Annotated in this window: 18 protein-coding genes; 12 read left to right on the top strand and 6 right to left on the bottom strand. The window is 60.0% G+C overall.

Going from position 1 to position 17,548, the window contains the following annotated elements:
* Positions 1-50: 50 nt before the first annotated feature.
* Entirely contained in the window at positions 51-950 is a 900-nt protein-coding gene (locus tag REH34_RS04130) for a LysR family transcriptional regulator (RefSeq protein WP_226506946.1), read from the bottom strand.
* Positions 951-1,059: 109 nt separating this feature from the next.
* Between REH34_RS04130 and REH34_RS04135 the strand changes: the two genes are divergently transcribed.
* The 3 genes from REH34_RS04135 to REH34_RS04145 are packed head-to-tail and all read left to right on the top strand — an operon-like array spanning position 1,060 to position 3,217.
* The gene (locus REH34_RS04135) at positions 1,060-1,689 is read left to right on the top strand and encodes an NAD(P)-binding domain-containing protein (protein ID WP_311970877.1); all 630 of its coding nucleotides are present in this window, start codon (positions 1,060-1,062) and stop codon (positions 1,687-1,689) included.
* A gap of 20 nt (positions 1,690-1,709) precedes the next feature.
* Positions 1,710-2,543, top strand: coding sequence for a class III extradiol ring-cleavage dioxygenase (locus tag REH34_RS04140; protein WP_311970878.1), 834 nt, complete (start codon positions 1,710-1,712; stop codon positions 2,541-2,543).
* 2 nt (positions 2,544-2,545) lie between these two features.
* Entirely contained in the window at positions 2,546-3,217 is a 672-nt protein-coding gene (locus tag REH34_RS04145) for a phospholipase (RefSeq protein ID WP_311970880.1), read from the top strand.
* A 58-nt stretch (positions 3,218-3,275) separates the two neighbouring features.
* Here REH34_RS04145 and REH34_RS04150 read toward each other — a convergent pair whose 3' ends face one another.
* Positions 3,276-4,157 carry a LysR family transcriptional regulator gene (locus tag REH34_RS04150; protein ID WP_311972038.1) on the bottom strand — a complete coding sequence of 294 codons (882 nt, stop codon included), beginning with the start codon at positions 4,155-4,157 and terminating at the stop codon, positions 3,276-3,278.
* 144 nt (positions 4,158-4,301) lie between these two features.
* Between REH34_RS04150 and REH34_RS04155 the strand changes: the two genes are divergently transcribed.
* The 6 genes from REH34_RS04155 (at position 4,302) to frmR (ending at position 8,758) form a co-directional block, all read left to right on the top strand.
* Positions 4,302-5,318 carry an LLM class oxidoreductase gene (locus REH34_RS04155; protein ID WP_226506950.1) on the top strand — a complete coding sequence of 339 codons (1,017 nt, stop codon included), beginning with the start codon at positions 4,302-4,304 and terminating at the stop codon, positions 5,316-5,318.
* The gene (locus REH34_RS04160) at positions 5,315-6,115 is read left to right on the top strand and encodes a TIM barrel protein (RefSeq protein WP_226506951.1); all 801 of its coding nucleotides are present in this window, start codon (positions 5,315-5,317) and stop codon (positions 6,113-6,115) included. Before REH34_RS04155 ends, REH34_RS04160 begins: the two co-directional genes overlap by 4 nt.
* A 15-nt stretch (positions 6,116-6,130) precedes the next feature.
* Entirely contained in the window at positions 6,131-6,940 is an 810-nt protein-coding gene (locus REH34_RS04165; RefSeq protein WP_311970881.1) for a TIM barrel protein, read from the top strand.
* Between the two features lie 29 nt (positions 6,941-6,969).
* Positions 6,970-7,953, top strand: a complete 984-nt coding sequence (locus REH34_RS04170) for an LLM class flavin-dependent oxidoreductase (RefSeq protein WP_311970882.1) — start codon at positions 6,970-6,972, stop codon at positions 7,951-7,953.
* 15 nt (positions 7,954-7,968) lie between these two features.
* Positions 7,969-8,361 carry a winged helix-turn-helix domain-containing protein gene (locus tag REH34_RS04175; protein WP_311970883.1) on the top strand — a complete coding sequence of 131 codons (393 nt, stop codon included), beginning with the start codon at positions 7,969-7,971 and terminating at the stop codon, positions 8,359-8,361.
* A 121-nt stretch (positions 8,362-8,482) separates the two neighbouring features.
* Complete coding sequence (gene frmR, locus REH34_RS04180) at positions 8,483-8,758, top strand: formaldehyde-responsive transcriptional repressor FrmR (RefSeq protein ID WP_311970884.1); 276 nt, start codon at positions 8,483-8,485, stop codon at positions 8,756-8,758.
* A gap of 162 nt (positions 8,759-8,920) precedes the next feature.
* On the opposite strand, the gene REH34_RS04185 is transcribed toward frmR, so the two are convergent.
* Positions 8,921-11,281, bottom strand: coding sequence for a membrane-bound PQQ-dependent dehydrogenase, glucose/quinate/shikimate family (locus REH34_RS04185; RefSeq protein WP_311970885.1), 2,361 nt, complete (start codon positions 11,279-11,281; stop codon positions 8,921-8,923).
* Positions 11,282-11,629: 348 nt separating this feature from the next.
* On the opposite strand from REH34_RS04185, the gene REH34_RS04190 reads away from it, so the two are divergent.
* Positions 11,630-12,769, top strand: coding sequence for a glutathione-independent formaldehyde dehydrogenase (locus tag REH34_RS04190; protein WP_226506957.1), 1,140 nt, complete (start codon positions 11,630-11,632; stop codon positions 12,767-12,769).
* Here REH34_RS04190 and REH34_RS30125 read toward each other — a convergent pair.
* Positions 12,706-13,140 carry a hypothetical protein gene (locus REH34_RS30125; RefSeq protein ID WP_409373310.1) on the bottom strand — a complete coding sequence of 145 codons (435 nt, stop codon included), beginning with the start codon at positions 13,138-13,140 and terminating at the stop codon, positions 12,706-12,708. The two genes, REH34_RS04190 and REH34_RS30125, sit on opposite strands and share 64 nt — an antisense overlap.
* Between REH34_RS30125 and REH34_RS04195 the strand changes: the two genes are divergently transcribed.
* Entirely contained in the window at positions 13,030-13,332 is a 303-nt protein-coding gene (locus tag REH34_RS04195; protein ID WP_311970886.1) for a hypothetical protein, read from the top strand. The genes REH34_RS30125 and REH34_RS04195 overlap by 111 nt on opposite strands.
* A 271-nt stretch (positions 13,333-13,603) precedes the next feature.
* Positions 13,604-14,527, top strand: coding sequence for a LysR family transcriptional regulator (locus REH34_RS04200; RefSeq protein WP_311970887.1), 924 nt, complete (start codon positions 13,604-13,606; stop codon positions 14,525-14,527).
* Between the two features lie 8 nt (positions 14,528-14,535).
* On the opposite strand, the gene cptA is transcribed toward REH34_RS04200, so the two are convergent.
* Together cptA and REH34_RS04210 are read right to left on the bottom strand one after the other, a co-directional pair.
* Positions 14,536-17,016 carry a phosphoethanolamine transferase CptA gene (gene cptA, locus REH34_RS04205; RefSeq protein WP_311970888.1) on the bottom strand — a complete coding sequence of 827 codons (2,481 nt, stop codon included), beginning with the start codon at positions 17,014-17,016 and terminating at the stop codon, positions 14,536-14,538.
* Positions 17,016-17,453 carry a nucleoside triphosphate hydrolase gene (locus REH34_RS04210; protein WP_311970889.1) on the bottom strand — a complete coding sequence of 146 codons (438 nt, stop codon included), beginning with the start codon at positions 17,451-17,453 and terminating at the stop codon, positions 17,016-17,018. The genes cptA and REH34_RS04210 overlap by 1 nt, the downstream gene beginning before the upstream one ends.
* Positions 17,454-17,548 lie beyond the last annotated feature (95 nt).

Genomic DNA, 17,548 nt, shown 5'->3' on the forward strand with positions numbered 1-17,548 from the left:
CGGCCGACAGTTTCGCTCCCTTCGCGGCCGGGCCTTTTCCTATCGCTAAATCACTGCTCCCATACCGGATGCGCGAACCGCTCGGCCAGATAGTTGACCAGCGCCCGCACCTTGGGCGGCAAGTGCTTGCGCGATGGATAGACTATGTAGACGCCCAGTTCGATCGAACGGTATTCGGGAAGAATCTCCTGCAACATCCCGGTGCGCAGATCCTCGGCCACCATAAAGCTCGGTTGCAAAGAAATTCCGCCGCCCGCCAAGGTGATGCTGTGACAGGTATCGCCATTGTTGCAGCGCACGACCGGACGCGTGCGCACGGTTTCAGGCCCAGCCGGCCCGTGAAACGTCCAGTCATTGCCGCTCGCGAAATTGGTATAGGCCACCACACCGTGCTCGGCAAGATTCTCCAACGCCAGCACCGGCGGATGACTCTGCAGATATTCTGGCGACGCGCACAGACACATCCGGGTAGTCGCAAGACGCCGCCCCACCAGCGACGAATTCTCCATGCGGGCAATACGAATGGCTGCATCGAATCCCTCTTCCACGAGATCCACCAGCCGGTCGTTGAGGCTGATGTCCAACTCGATCTTGGGATATGCCTTCATGAAATCTGCCCAGACGGAGCCCAAATGCAGGACGCCGAAACTGACCGGCGCATTGACCCGCAGAACACCGGTCGGCTCGGGCGCCGCCGAAGATACCGCTTCCTCCGCCGCGTCCATCATCGCCAATACATCCTTGGCCTGATGATAGAACTGCCGACCTTCCTCCGTGAGCGACAGGCGCCGTGTGGTGCGGTGCAACAGGCGCGCACCGAGTCTTTCCTCCAGCCCGCTGACATAGCGCGAGATGGCCGCCTTGGACATCTCCAGAGGCTGGGCGGCCCCTACGAAACTGCCCTTGTCGACCACCATGCAGAACACCTGCATTTCTAAAGCACGATCCATGACTATCTCACCTAGTGGAACTATTAATCATATTTACACTTATTTATGCCTTTTTTCAAACCTATAAACTAACCCCATCGAAACGCAAACCAACTCCTACGAGGTAGCTATGAAAATCACAGTAATCGGTACCGGCAACATGGGCTCGGCGTTCGCAAAACAACTCGATGCCGCCGGTCACACCGTGCGCATCACTGGGCGCGACCTTGAAAAAGCCAAGAGCGTCGCCGCACCGTTCACCAACGTCAGCGCCTATAACGCGGCTGAAGCACTGGGCGACAGCGAAGTAGTGATCGTCGCCACTGCGTTCCCGGACGCCGCCGCAGCGCTGCAGAGCCTTGGCGATCTCACTGGCAAAGTGGTCATCGACATTACCAACCCGCTCAGCGCTGACTACATGTCACTGACCATTGGCCACGTTACCAGCGCTGCTGAAGAAATCGCCAAGGCAGTGCCCGGTGCCCAGGTCGTCAAGGCCTTCAACACCTTGTTCGCTCAGGTACTGGCCGACGGGCCGCTGTTCGCTGACAACCAGCGCGGCAGCGTATTCGTTGCCAGTGACAGCGAACGCGCCAAACAAACCGCCGTTTCGTTGGCCCGCAGCCTGGGCTGGAACACAGTAGACGCCGGTGGCCTGGTCAATGCGCGTTATCTGGAGCCGCTGGCTGGTTTCAACATCTATCTCGGTTACGGCGCAGGCCTGGGCACTTCGCTCGCCCCCGTCTGGCTGAACAAGTAACTCAACCCGGAGTCAACGCCATGAACACGTCGTTCCCCCTGCTGTTTGTGTCTCATGGTGCTCCCATGTTTGCAATCGAGCCCGGTCTGGCTGGTAAACATCTGGCCGAGCTCGGTCGCGAACTGCCGCGACCCGACGCGATCGTCATCCTCTCTCCGCACTGGATGACTCGCGACGAAGTCAGCGTTACCGCGAGCACCGCACCATCCACCATTCACGATTTCGGCGGTTTCCCCGACGCCCTTTACCAGATTCAATACCCGGCGCCGGGCTCACCGGCACTGGCGGCGCAGATCGTCGACATGCTTCACACGGCCGGCTGGAAATCCAGCCTGAACGTCAATCGCGGTTTGGATCACGGTGCCTGGGTGCCGCTGCTGTATCTGGCGCCTGAGGCTGATATTCCCGTAGTGCAAGTGTCGATGCCCGCTACGCTCGATACGCGTGAAGCATGGAAATTAGGCCAGGCACTCAAGCCTTTGCGGGACATGAACGTTCTGATCATTGCGTCCGGCAGCCTGACCCACAACTTGTACGAGTTCCGCGGTGCGACGCCCCACGGCGCCCAATACGTCAAGGATTTTGCAGCCTGGACCGCAAAAACCCTCGCCGCAGGCAACCTCGATCAACTGCTGGACTACAAGCAATACGCCCCCTCGGCTGAGCGTGCTCATCCAACGGATGAGCACTACTTACCGCTGTTCATCGCGCTCGGCGCTGCGGGCGAGGACTATCAGACACGCGTCCTTGAAGGCGGCGTGACCTACGGTGTCCTGGCGATGGACAGCTACTTATTCTCCTCGGCCGGCGCCGCGCCCGTCGAGTCGGCTCAACCTGCACAAGGCGGTAATTGATCATGGCTAATATCACTTTCTCGGAGCCCGCTCGCGAGCAGGAATCCGGCATCTTCTTCCGCAAGGCTTGCAACACCTCGAGCCCCAAGGCGCGTTTGCTGCTGCTCCATGGCGTGGGCTCCAATGAAGCCAACCTGGCCTCGCTGGCGGCCTCGCTGCCTGACGATATCGAAGTCCTGCTGCTGCGCGGTCCGCTGCAGGTGGGCCCCCAGGGCTTCGCGTGGTATCAGGTCAACTTCACCAGCAACGGCCCATCGTTCAGCTATGAGCAAGCCGAAGGCAGCCGCAAGCTGCTGCAAACCTTCATCGAAGCGTTGCCCAAACTGCCAACCGTGATCGCCGGCTTCAGCCAGGGCGGCATCATGAGTTCGAGCATCGGCGTCACCGAGCCGGAGCTGGTCAAGGGGTTTGCCTTGTTGAGTGGCCGCATGCTGCGCGAGATCGAACCGCAGATCGCTTCTGCGGAGCGCTTGAAGTCGACCTCAGCGTTTATCGCCCACGGCCAGCGCGATGGTGTATTGCCGATCGATTGGGCCAAGGAAGCCGATGCCTGGCTGGACCGGATTGGCGTTGCCCACGAGACCCATCACTACGATATGGCTCACGAAATCACCGGTGACGAACTGGCCGACTTTTCCAGGTGGCTGACCAAAACGTTGCTGCTGGCCGACTGAACAAAACACTCTCGCACGAATGCCGGACACTCAAGTGCCGGCATTTTTGCGTGAATGTTCAGCCAAGCCGCTTAGCCATGAAGTCGACGAAGGCCTTGATCTTCGGCAGCGGCTGGCGACTCCAGGGCCAAAGAATGCTGAAGGTCCGATAGTCACGCACGTACGCTTCGAGCACCGGCACCAATCGTCCTGTGGCGACGGCCTCCTCAACGGAAAAGTCAGGCAGACAGGCGATCCCCAGCCCCGCCTCGGCCATCGCCAACAGCGGTTCGATCGCGTTGGCGGTAGCCGATCGGGGGACGTCCGGCATGCCTTCTTGATCGTTTGTCACGAGTGGCCATGGGTCCAGCTTGCCACTGCTCGGGTAGCGATAGCGTAGGCAGGAGTGGGCACTCAGGTCGCTGGGTTGATCCGGCACACCGTGCCTGGCCAGGTAGGTGGGCGAGGCGAGCAAGCGGTGGCTGTATCCGTTGAGCTTGCGCATGACTAGCCGGGAGTCTTCGACATCGCCGATGCGCATCACTGCATCGAACCCCTCCTCAATGACATTGACCAGTCGGTCGCTGAATTCCAATTCAAGCTCCACGTCGGGGTACGCCTGCTGAAAAGCGATCAGATGCGGCATGAGATTGGTGCCCAGTTGCGGCAGCCCCACCCGCAGTTTGCCTTGCGGCTTGCCTGCGGCCAGGGTCAGTTCATTTCTGGCGACCTCGTATTCGGCAAATATTCGATTACATCGTTCAAGGAACAAACCACCCTCGGCAGTGAGCGTGATCGCCCGCGTGGAGCGGTGAAACAAGCGCACCCCCAAGTCTGCCTCCAGCCGTGCGACGGCTTTACCGACCGCCGAAGCAGACAGCCCGATGCGCCTTCCGGCCTCGGTAAAACTGCGGGTGTGCGCGGCGAGTACGAATGTGCCGAGTGCTCCGAAATGATCCATGGGGTACACCAGCCGAGAATTGGATTCCTGAATGTTCGGAATTGTATCCTGTTTTTCTCTTGGCATGATCTCCTTATAGTTGACCTCATCCAGAAGCACCTTTGTCGGCGGACTGATCCAATCCGGCCCTGTATGAGGATTGTCATGAATACCAATGCGTCCCTGCCCCCTCTTAGCCCTGAATTGATGGCGCACCGTGGCTACTCGCGGGTTTTTCAGCCAGGCCATCTGACTTTCGGTTTTATTGCCCCCCTGGAAAGTTACCCTGACAGCCCTGGCCCGACGCTAGAAGACCATGCGCTGATGGCGCAAAAAGTTGACGAGGCCAACTTCGCCGCGATTTGGCTGCGCGATGTACCGTTCTACGATCCCAACTTCGGTGACGTCGGGCAAATACTCGACCCCTTGGTGTACGCCGGCTACCTGGCTGCCGTCACCCAGCGCATCACCATCGGCACCGCCGGGATCGTCTTGCCACTGCGCGACCCGCTCATCGTCGCCAAACAGGCCGCCAGCATCGATCAACTGCTCGGTGGGCGGTTCATCCTTGGCCTGGCAACCGGAGACCGTCCCGTGGAGTACCCGGCGTTCGGCCTCGAGTTCGAGAACCGCGCCGAACGCTTTCGTGATGCGCTGGCGATGGTGCGCGCAGCCACGGAAGAAAACTGGGCCACCCATGCGTCGAAATTCTATGGCCGCCTCGACGGCTCCCTCGACTTGGTCCCCAAACCTGCCGCTTCACGCCTACCGACCCTTGTCATTGGTCAATCGGGCCAGTCGCTGGAGTGGATCGGTGAGCAAACCGACGGCATCTTGTCCTACATCTCCAACCCGGCACTCCTCCCCCAGATCATCGAACGCTGGCGTGCGGCCTGTGGTGGCAATGGCTTCAAGCCTTACGGGTACGGCACCTTGTTCGACCTGGCCAAGGACCCCGACCTCCCGGTACAACCGGGCCGCGTGTTGCGCGCCGGGCGCAATGCACTGATCGAACTGTGGAAGCGCCAGCAGGACCAAGGCGTCAACCATGTCGCCCTGCATTTCAAGCCGCAACGCCGCCATGCTTCGGAGGTCATCGACGAGCTCGGTGAATACGTGTTGCCGCACTTCCCAAGCCTGACCTCAACTTCTGCCAGATTACGTACGGAGCAGCCCGCATGAAACATGCCCTCCATCATATGGACTTCATTTTCCAGACCCGCCTGGGGACCTACCCTCTGCAGGCACAATGCGAAATGCTGGTCGAGACTGGCTACCAAGGCATGACCATGTCAGCCTGGAGCAAGGATCTCGCCGCCATTCCTGACATCAAGACGCAGTGGGGGCTCGATGTCGGTGCGGTCTATCTGATCTATCGCGAGGGCCTCGAGGCGTTCGTCCTCAGCATTTTCGAAAGCCTGGAGGGCTGCTCGACCATCGAGCTCGCGTTGCATTCAGGCGACACGGTGACCGACCTCGATCGCCGTATGCTTGAACGACTGCTGCCGATCTGCGAGCGCCGCAACCTGCAGATCGCCCTGTATCCCCATGCACGCTACGGCCTGCAGACCACCACCGAAGCCGTTGCCCTGTGTGAGCAATTCGACCATCCGCGCCTGGGTATCGTTTTCCATGGCTACCACTGGTACGCCAACCAGGAAAAACACCTGGAGCAACGACTCGATGCCGTGTGGCCTTGGCTGCGCAACGTGAACATCGCCGGCAGCCGCCTATCGCCACTGGGCTGGGGTGGTCTGGCGACCATCGAGCCTCTGGATGAAGGCGAAATGGATAACTTCGTACTCCTGGGGGCCCTGCGACGCCGAGGCTTCGAGGGTCGCGTGGGCGTGCTGGGCTGGGAAAGCATGGGCGGTGACGTGTACGGCAATCTGCGTCGTTCGATGACCGCCTTCCGCTCCATGGAACAGCGCCTGGCGGCCCATCCAGAGTGGGCCGTGCTCGACCCACTGCCCTACTGATCGCGAGGCCTTTCCATGAATCACTGTGTCCATGCGCTCGACTCGTTTTTTTACTCGTCGATGGGCGTCTATGCCTTCGAGACCCAATGCGCGATGCTCGCCGACCTCGGCTACGATGGCATCACCGTTTCCGTCTGGGGCGGCACGCCTTTGACCGACCTGACCCTCTTGCCACAAGTCCGCGAACGCCACGGGCTCAAAGTCGAAGGGCTTTACCTGGTGCTGCATGAAGGCCGCAACGACCACCTGCTGCGCAAGGTCGTCGAAACCGTCGAGGGCGTCGAACTGATCGAATTGGCCGTGCAGACCTCCATCAACGGTAACGCCGCGATCCTGCGTTTCATTGAATCGTTGCTGCCGATCGCCGAGCGGCGCGGCTTGCGCATCGCCCTCTATCCGCACCTTCATCACGTGACACAGACCACCAGCCAAGTGGTGCAGATCTGCGAACACTTCAACCACCCCCGTCTGGGCGCCTCTTTCAATGCCTACCACTGGTATGCCAGCCAGGAAGGCCAGCTTGAACAACGGCTGCAGGCGATGAAACCGTGGCTGATGCAGGTGGTGACTTCCGGCAGCGCGCTATCGCAACTGGGCTGGGGCGGTGCCGCCACCATGGAGCCGGTCGACCGCGGCGAAATGGACAACTTTGCAGTGATCGACGCCCTGAACCGTGTCGGCTACACCGGCAGCATCGGTGTACTGGGTTGGGATTACGGCGGGGATATCTACCTCAAGCTGCAACGTTGCCTCACGACCTTGCGAGACATTGACCGACGTCTGCAGGCGCATCCGACCTGGGCACCCTTACGCGCAGACGCCTGACCTATCCACGTTTTCAGCGAGATTCTGTAATGACTGCCTTATCCGTACTTGACTTGATGATGATCGGCGAAGGCAACACCTTCGCCAATACACTGAACGATGCCGTAGCGCTGGCCCAGCACGTCGAAGCGCACGGCTACAAACGCTACTGGGTCGCCGAGCACCACGATTTGCCGGGGATCGCTTCCAGCGCCACAACCTTGCTGATTCAACACCTGGCTGCGGCGACTACCACGTTGCGCGTCGGGTCCGGCGGCATCATGCTGCCCAACCACTCGCCGCTGGCCGTGGCCGAACAATTCGGCACGCTGGACACGCTGTTTCCCGGGCGCATTGACCTCGGCGTTGGACGTGCACCGGGCTCGGCCGGGGCCGCGATTCGCGCGTTGCGCGGGGATGCCACGGAACGCGATTTCGAGCAAGACGTGCAGCAACTGACCGGCTACCTCGCCGACGATGGCAGTCAGCCGGTCCGGGCAATTCCAGGCGATCACAGCCTACCGCTCTGGTTGCTGGGCTCGAGTCCGAACAGTGCAGACATGGCAGCGAGAAACGGCTTGCCCTACGCGTTCGCCTCGCATTTTGCCCCACGCTTTTTGATGCAAGCGATCGAGCACTATCGATCGACCTTTCGTCCCTCAGCGGTGCTCGACAGGCCGTACGTGATCGCGGGTGCCAATGTCTTTGCGGCACCCGATCGCGCCGAGGCAGAGTTCCTGGCCAGCTCCCACCAGCACTGGGTCCACGATCTCTATAGCGGCAAGCCAGGGCCGCTGCCGCTGCCCACAGAAGGCTTCATGCGGGGATTGTCCGACTACGAACGGCACAACCTGTTCCAGGCCATGTCCTGCACCGCCGTGGGCGATGTCGAAGACGTGGGTAACTGGCTTCGACAGTTCATTGCCACAACGCAGGCGGACGAAGTCATCATCGACGCGCGGATTCATGACAGTCAGGCGCGCTGCCTTTCCTACCAACTCGCCGCCGAGTCGATTGGCGATCTGCTGGACTGACGCGGCTCTTTACGTATGGCTGATGAGGGTCTGAAGGTGTCACAGAATAATCCGCGTGACGACTCTAGAAGTGCGGCGCCGCTGACCGACCTGGACGCGCTGATAAAGGCTATCGCGCACCTCGCGAGGCGAGACATTCTCGAATGGCTCAAGCAGCCGCACAAGTATTTCCCGGAGCAACACCACGGGATGGAGCTTGGCGTCTGCTTGAGTGAGATCGCACGGCGTTGCGGACTGTCGCAATCAACGGTTTCAACGCATATGGCGCAATTGAAACGCGCGGGGCTGGTAGAGATGCAAAGCGCAGGGACTTTCCGTTTCTTCAAACGTAATGAGGCGGCAATCACGTTGTTTTTGCAAAGCCTGGCACAGCATCTGGAGGCATCAGCACCCGATAATGACCGTTAGCGGTCAGCAGCGCGATCACCGCTTGCCCCCCTCTTCGTCAAAGGTAGCTGCGCGTGGCTGGATATACTGCCCTGCGGTAGATGTGTAGACTCCCCCGCCAGGTAACACGATAGGGGGTTCCATGCCGCACACACCAGAAGAGAAAAAACGTGTTCTTGCACGTATTCGCCGCGTCCGCGGACAACTGGACGCCTTGGAAACGGCGCTGACAGAAGGTGCTGAATGCGGTCCGGTGCTTCAGCAGATAGCCGCAATGCGTGGCGCCGTGAACGGCTTGATGGCAGGGGTGCTGGAGAGCCATCTGCGAGAAGAGTTCACCGGTCTGGATGACGCCACGCAGGCCCAAAAGTCTTCAATAGACGAAGTCATTTCCTTGATCAGGACTTATTTGAAGTAACTTGCCGTAACGTGGATATTTACGGTGCGTCACTATTCAACTGGGCCTGCATCGCCTGATCGCCCATCCCATGCGTCTTGTTGCCAACGACAGTGTGTCGCCCTCAGAAGTATTCAACTGCGCGGCGTAAGGAGGAGACCTGCTCCTCCTTACGGTCACGCGTTACTTATTGGGCAGCGCAAACGCAATGATGTAGTCGCCATGATCCGGCGCCGCGCGCGTGCCTCCAGCGGTAACCACGACATATTGGCGACCGTCCTTAGGCGAGGTGAACACCAGTGGCGTGGCCCCTGCGCCCACCGGCAGCGGACTTTTCCATACGACCTCCCCCGTCAGTGCATTCAATGCACGCAGGTAATAGTCCGAAGTCGCGGAGAAGAAGATCAGCCCTGAAGCGGTGGTGGTGGCGCCGCCCAGCGTCGGCATGCCCAGTTCGATCGGCAGGTGAGTCTTGAGCCCCAGCGGCCCGAACTGCTCCGGAGTCCCTAACGAGCGCTGCCAGAGCACTTTTCGAGTTTTCATGTCGATGGCCGCCATAGTGCCGAACGGTGGAGTAGTACACGGTACACCCAGGACCGACTGCACCATGCCACGTTCGGCACCATATGGCGTGTTGTCCATCGGCACGACACCACCGACGTTGTGGTCGGTTTTGCCCGACTCACGTGCGCGCTGGATTTGCTGATCGCGAGTCAGCAAGCGCCCTTTCATCATCACGCGCATGTCGTTGACGATCATCAGGTCGTGACGTTTGTCGATCGACTGGCCACCCCAGTTGGTGGTACCGAACCATGACGGGTTCTGAAGAAACCATTCCATCTGCGGCGGTGTGTAGTCGCCGGCATAGTAGAGCTTCTTGAACTGGATTCGGCAGCTCAACTGATCCAGCGGGGTGATGCCCCACATTTTCGCTTCGCTGAGCACCGTGTCACGCATGCTCGGCATGCCCACCGAGTAAGGCTGGGTCTTGGACAAACGTTCGCCCGCTACGCCATCGCCTGGTACGGGGCGTTCCTCGACCTTGGTGATCGGTACGCCGGTGCGGCGGTCCAGCACGAAGATCTCGCCATTCTTGCTGGCCTGGATCAGCGCCGGGATACGTCCGCCTTTGCCATCCGGCATGTCGTAGAGCACAGGCTTGGAAGGCAGATCGTAATCCCAGATATCGTGGTGCACGAGCTGGTAAGTCCAACGCTCCTGGCCGGTACTGGCATCCAGCGCGACCACCGAAGTGCTGACGCGATCCGTCTCGGGCGAGCGCTTGCCGCCGAACATATCCGGGGTGCCGTTACCGGTTGGCAGATACACCGTGTTCAGCTCGGCGTCGAACGTCGGCGTCGCCCACATGTTCGGCGTGCTGCGGGTGTAGCTGGTCCCCGGTGCCGGCGGATTCGGCTGACCGGGGCGGCCGACGTCCCACGCCCAGGCGAGCTTGCCGGTCACGGCGTCGAATGCTCGCACCACCCCGGAAGGCTCGTCGGTGGATTGGTTGTCCATGACCCAGCCGCCGACGATGAGGTTCTTGCCAGCAAGCACCGGGCCCGAGGTCGGGTTATAAAACCCGGGAATCACCGCGCCCATGCCGGTGGCCAGGAATACGGTGCCGTTTTCGCCAAAGTCGGCCACCGGCTGACCGGTTTTCGCGTCCAGGGCAATCAGGCGCATGTCACCGGTGGTGAGGTATACCCGTGTCTTGCCGGGCGCCCCATCGGGTAGATCGGCGACCTCCATGTACGCCAACGAACGGCAGCGCATCCAGCCGGCCGCGCTTTTAACTGTCACCTTGGGATCGAAGCGCCACAGCACTTCCCCCGTATCGCCGCGTACCGCCATCACCTGGTTGGTCGGGGTGCAGGGGTACAAGGTATTGCCGATCTGCAGCGGCGAATTCTGGTTTTCGGCGCCATTGAAGGTCACGTCACCGCTGCGTAGCGTCCAGGCCACTTGCAAGCTGCTGACGTTATCCAGCGTTATCTGCTTGTCCGGGGCGAAGTTCTCGCCAGAGGGCGTCCGACCAAAACCGACCGACCGGTGTTGATCGGTCGAGTCGCTGTAGTCGGTCGCCGCTGAGGGAGCATTACCCGGCTTGACCAACCAGATGGGACTGAACGCGTTGATGAACGCTGCGATCAGCGCAATGCCAAGTACCGCGGCGCTGGCGTAGGAAACTCCACACAATCGCGCGTCCACCTTGCCCTGCGCCTTGGCCAACGCCGGCGTGCACAGCGCGATGAACATCCCCAGGACCGCGAACATGCCCAGCCGCGCAGCGAGGGGCCAAAACTGCAGGCCGGCTTCGACGAACGCCCAGACGAGGGTAACGATAAAAAACGCACCAAACAGATACAGCGCTCGCGGATCACACCGCAGCAACAGCACCGCAACGAGGATCAACGCGATGCCCGCAGGCAGATAGTAAAACGACCCGCCCAAACCGATCAGTTGGCCGCCTCCGTAGACCAGGTAGGCACCTGCTACCAAGAGGATTATTCCCAGAATAACGGTATAAAGCCTCAACCCCATTGAGACGCTTGGTTTTTGCACAGGTGAAGTAACAGACAAGTTGGATCTCCCGATTTATTTGAATTATATGAACCCACTCACTGCGTTTGACCGGCGAAATACCGGTGCGTCGCGTGACTCTAATAGATTACCACGGCGAAACTTCCAACTTGATAGACTCCAACTCTACAAACTGTAGACATCAAGTAAACAGTTGCGATTGATAAAATCCAACCTATGGCAATGACAATCCAAGCAACTAATACCGTTGGTCGGCCTCGTTGCAATTTGGCGGGAACGCCCTTGCCGATCCCGTGCCAGACACTCCGAGCGATATGAATTTATGATTCACCATTACCGGAGAGCGACATGAAAGCAATCGTCTATAACGGCCCCCACGACGTCAGCGTTCGCAACGTTCCCGATGCCAAGATCGAAAAGCCCACCGATGCGCTGGTACGTATTACCACGACCAATATATGTGGGTCGGACCTGCATATGTATGAAGGCCGTACCAGCTTTGAGACCGGCAGAATTCTGGGTCACGAAAACCTCGGAGAGGTGATTGAAGTCGGGGCCGGTGTCGACCGCGTCAAAGTCGGAGACATCGTTTGCCTGCCTTTCAATATTGGCTGCGGTTTTTGCGAAAACTGCGAAAAAGGCCTCACCGGTTACTGTTTGACCGTCAACCCCGGTAGTGCCGGGGGCGCTTATGGCTTCGCCGACATGGGGCCGTATCAGGGTGGCCAGGCCGAGTTGCTGCGTGTGCCCTATGCCGATTTCAACTGCCTGGTGTTGCCGGAAGGCGCTCAGGAGAAAGAAAACGATTACGTCATGCTTTCGGATATTTTTCCCACGGGCTGGCATGCCACCGAGCTCTCGGGACTGTTGCCTGGCGAAAGTATCGCTATTTACGGCGCCGGTCCGGTAGGACTGATGGCGGCCCATTCAGCAATGATCAAGGGTGCGTCGCAAGTGTTTGTGGTTGACAGCCACCCTGACCGCCTGGCGCTGGCCGCCAAGCTGGGCGCTACCCCGATCAACGCGGTGGAAAAAGAAGCGGTCGAGCAGATTCTGAATCTGACCGAGGGTAAAGGTACCGACCGTGGCTGCGAATGCGTCGGCTATCAGTGCTGCGACAAACACGGCCATGAAGCCAATCACCTGACCATGAACAATCTGGTGGCGTCCACCAAACCCACCGGCGGGATAGGCGTCGTTGGGGTATTCGTACCACAGGACCCGGGGGCGGAAAACGAACTGGCCAAGCAAGGCAAGATGGCGTTCGACTTCGGTTCGTTCTGGTTCAAGGGTCAGCAGATCCGTACCGGGCAGGCCAACGTCAAAGCCTATAACCGCCGGTTGGCCAAGCTGATCGAGCATGACCGTGCCAAGCCTTCGCAGATTATTTCCCATAGCCTGAAGTTGTCCGAAGGGCCTGACGCCTACAAGCACTTCGATGCCCGTGATGATGGATGGACCAAGGTTGTCCTCAAGCCAGGCGCGTAACGCCTGACACAGGGTGGGGGACGGGAGAGCTCGCTCCGGCGGGCTGTCCCACCTTTGCATCGACCCGTGTCGTCGCCAGTGGGCATCCAGTCCGCACCGACTGCCTCCCGATCACTGTGCCAGCCCAATCCCTGGCTGCCGTTGTGATACAGATTGAGCACACAGCTGTTGAAGGTCGCACCCGTGACCCGTTCGACCCGGTTCTTGATCAGTTCGAGGATGGGCAACTCCCACACAATGGCTTCACGCAGCAGCCCTGAATGGCTGTATCGAAATTTATCATCGGCATACCACGCCACCTGGCGCCCGCTCTTGATGACCTGGCCGTTCACCAAGGCGGTATCCGCCTGCCAAGGTACGTCTCGCAGCAAGCGGTGCAGAATAATGTCGGCTTCGCGGCCGCAGAAGACCCTGCCGAAATCATTCAGCTCGCCGTCCGAGGGCAGCAGATCCAGGCCTTGCAGATCAGGTTGAAACATATCGGTTTGCATATGACCGTCGGCGCGCCCATTACAGATATCCATCAGCGGGATCGCACGCGCGGCGCCGCTACCCACTGCTGAGCAACCTATAGCCGCGCGGCCAGATTCAATCCAGGTTAAACGAGCAAGTCGCACTTGATCCTCCCTGCGCATTCGAGATTGTTGCGTAATACGCAACTAAACGTTGTGCAAAACACCGTAGTCGTGCCCATCACCAGATGCTAGTTTCCGCGCCCTTGTCTGCAGCTGCTTGCGCGGTGCGCACGCGCGCATCTTCATCTACCCGGCGCTTGTTCGCTCAATCATCCAGCCACCACCGTACATTGGCCTGCACGGCGCTTGAAAGGCCCCCATGAATCGAAACGAATTACGAAAATCCGACATCAACTTGATGGTCATTTTCGAAGCGCTCATCCAGGAACAGAACGTCACCCGGGTCGCTGAGAAGCTGCACCTCGGCCAGCCCACCGTGAGCACGGCGTTGGCGCGCTTGCGAAAGGAGTTCGGCGATCCGCTGTTCGTCCGCATCGGGCATCGCATGGAACCCACGCGACGTGCCGAAGAAATCTTCCGGCACCTGTCGCCGGCCTTGGATTCGCTGGCCACGGCGCTCAGCCACGCTTACCAGTTCGACCCACTGCAAAGCCGCCTGACCTTCAAGATCGGGCTCTCCGACGACGTCGAATTCGCGCTGCTGCCGCGCTTTCTGCAAGCGCTGCGCACCGAAGCCCCCCACGTCATCGTGATCATCCAGCATGCGGACTACTGGCGCATTCCCGATCTGCTGGCATCGGGGGAAATTACCGTCGGCATCACCGAGACCCGTGAACTGCCGGCTAACGCCAAGCGCAAGCTGCTCAGACGCATCGAACCGCGCATTCTGCGCGCCGACAACAGCGATACGCCCCTGACACTGGACGAGTTCTGTGCCCGCCCGCACGTTCAGGTGTCCTACACGGCCAATGTTCACGGCATTGTCGACGAATACCTGGCCAGCATTGGCCGCGAGCGCAGGGTGGTGCTGTCCATCCCGCAGTTCAGCTCATTGCCAGCGGCACTCAAGGGTACTGACTTGCTGGCAAGTTGCCCGGACTACGCAGCGAAAGCACTGCTGGAATGGGGTAATCTGCGCGACGAACCCTGCCCATTTGCAGTCTCCACCATGGAGTTGTCCATGGTCTGGCTGAGCCTGACCGACAACGATCCAGCCGAGCGCTGGTTGCGCACCCGACTGGAGCAATACATGGGCAACCTGAGCACCAGCGGCGCGCCCTGACCCGGTCGCTACGGCGCCTTTTCCAGGGTGTCGAAGTCGCGCAGCTTGGCCGGTTGTCGAGGGTCGCCAATCAGCAGCTGGCCACGCTGGTACGCGGGGTTGACCAAGCTTTTCCACGGTTCGAACGTGTCGAAGCGCAGCCCTGCCAGATCCGCCCAGGTGTGGATGAAGTGCGACGTGGTCCACTCCCGGTGCAGCGCATCGTGCAGATCGAGCGGGTGGTCCTGCTTCCAGCTCGGCGAACGCCATACCAGGAACGGCACGGTGTACATTGGCCGGGTGGGCGCTTGCTCGTTACGTCCCAGCATGTGCGGCGCGACGGGGTCGTAGACCGACTCGCCATGATCGGACAGGTAGAGCAGGAAGCCGCGGGGGTCTGAGCCCTTGAAGCGGTCGATCAACGAACTCACGACGTGATCGTTGTACAACACGGCGTTGTCGCAATCGTTGTACTTGTGCAGCTTCTTGCCGGTGACGTAAGGCGGTACCTGCGCGCTGTCCTTGAAGCGTGCGTAGTCTTTGGGATACCGATAGCGATAGTCCATATGGGTCCCCAACAGGTGCACGATGATCAGCTTGCGCGGCGCCTTGTCCTGGAGCACATGGGCAAAGGGTTCCAGCACATCGTCGTCGTACTGGCTGGTGGAATTCTGGTCCCGGTTGTTGTTCAGGTAGACCTGCTCGTCTGCCTGTTTGGAGAAGGTCGTGAGCATGGTGTTGCGCTGGGTCATGGTCTGCTGATTGGTGATCCAGAACGTCTTGTAGCCCGCCTGCTTCATCATGCTGATCAACGATGGCGTGCTCAGGTACAGGTCTGGATGCGTTTGGTCAGCGAACGTCAGCACCTGCTGCAGCACTTCGATGGTGTAGGGGCGTGGCGCGACGACGTTATCGAACACATCCAGCTCGGGGCGCAGGGCGTCAAGTTGCGGGGTGGTCTGGCGCGGGTAACCGTACAGACTCATGCGCTGGCGGTCAGTCGACTCGCCGATCACCAGGACCAGCGTCGCGGGTTGCGCGGCGTTGCTATCGACCAGATGCTGCAGGGGCGGGATGGCTTTCCAGTTATCGAACATCTGCCCCATGTCAGTCAGCTGCTGGCGATACTGCGTGTAGCCGATGACCATCTGCCAGGGCGCCGCCGATTGCAGGTTCTGTTCGAACTTGCCAATGCGCATGTCCAGGTCGCCACGCTTGCGCAACTCATGAATAGCCGAATAGCCCACCGACACGAACGCGATCACCAGGCACAGGACAATCCTGGCGCGGCTGGAAAATGCTACTGGGCGCACCCTGACCCACAGCACCAGCGCGATGAGGGTATAGGCCAACAGTGCGGCCGCCTTCGACCAGGAGAAGTACTGGGAAATATACTCGCTGGACTCGTTCATGTTCGAGTCGAACATGATGAAGATCGCGCTCTGGGAAAACTCCTGGCCATAGATCAGAAAATAAGCCAGCGCCGTCAGCGAACACATCCACAACAATAGCCCTGTGATCCCCACGATGGGCCGCGTCCAGCGCGGCAACAGCAGCGGCGGGATCAGCCACAGCAGACTCACGGCACTGGCCTGCCAGAAGCCCTTGAGCCCAGCGACACCGGCATGGAAGATCAATAATTGCAGGGGCCCGGAAAAGTACCAGAAGAACAGGTACATACGGGCCAGCGAACGGGTGTTGGAGTAACGTCTGGGCAGCGCGGCATCAGCACCCGGAACGCTTGGGCTTTGGAAGGGCTTAGTGTTGTTCAACGCATGCAACCTGCGATTCGAGATTTGAGGGAAATCAAAGGGTCTGATCGACCAGCCTTTCGATGAGCTGCTGGCAGATGGCTTGGACCTGGGCTTGGGGCAATCGCGCATCGACCTCGACGACCCGCCCCCCCCCGGAAACTTCAACGCAGCGTTAGCGGCGACCTTGCGTTCGATCAGGGCTAGATCATGGTCGGGCTTGCGCGCCCAGGCGGTGCGAGCGTCCACATTGAGGCGGATGACGAGGGTGGGCGGTATATGGGCCATCTCGATGTACAGTTCCCGCTCGCGTCGGGCCAGCCACGCGGTCAGCCAGCCGGTAGCGCTGGCGGCAGATAACCCCGGACCATCGTTGAGTCCGGCGATTTGCACTTGCGGGTAGCGATCACAGATCACCAAGCGGCCACTTTCGCGCACCTGCAGCATGCGCAGGAAGCGGCCCATTCGCCGCCGACCAAACCAGTAGATGACCGCTGCCGTGAAGGGCCCGGGAATCCGCTCCCCAGGCGTACGCGCTCGGCCCGCCTTGGCGGTGAGATAGCGCTCGATCAACGGTCCGACCAGGGGCCACTGGCGAATTTTCAGCCCCAAGGCCCCTGAACCCAGGCCCAGGTAGGCGTACTGGCTATTGGGAATCTGCGCACACAGGTAGTGGGCCGTGGTGGTCTTGCCGGAACCGTCCGGCCCGATGATGGCAACCAGCGGGGCCAGCCGCATTGGGGGGCGAGGATTGCCCATCACCCGGCATGCCGTTGAGACAGGTGCAGACTGATCGCCTGCCTGGCCTGCGCAATCACTTCGTCGAGCGGCTGCGTGCTGTCCAAATCGATGATCGGACTGCCCTGGTATTCCAACTGCGGTACCAAGGCGATCTTGGTGGCCAGCGATGTATAGCGGTGGTCCGGCTTGCGCTTGTAGGCCGTTTCGAGATCGACGTTGAGACGGATCACCACGTTCGGGCGGTAGCTGACCATGTAGCAGTACAACAGCCGCTCACACCGCGCCAGCAAGCGAACCAACGCGTTGCCAGGGGGCGAGTCACTGAGGCCAGGCCCGTCGATTTTCATCTTGGCCACGGCAATTTGCGGAAATCGATCGGCGATGACCGCGACGCCTTGTCGCCTGAGCGCCATCATTTTCTGATAGCGCCGCCAGCGGCGCACTTTATCATTCAACGTATATACCAATCATTAATTTAAACTCAGCGCCCTTGCTACTCAGCGTTCAATTATCGGCAGATCGAAATTCGGACGGCATATTGTGAATCGTA

Source organism: Pseudomonas baltica, from assembly GCF_031880315.1.
GTDB lineage: Bacteria > Pseudomonadota > Gammaproteobacteria > Pseudomonadales > Pseudomonadaceae > Aquipseudomonas.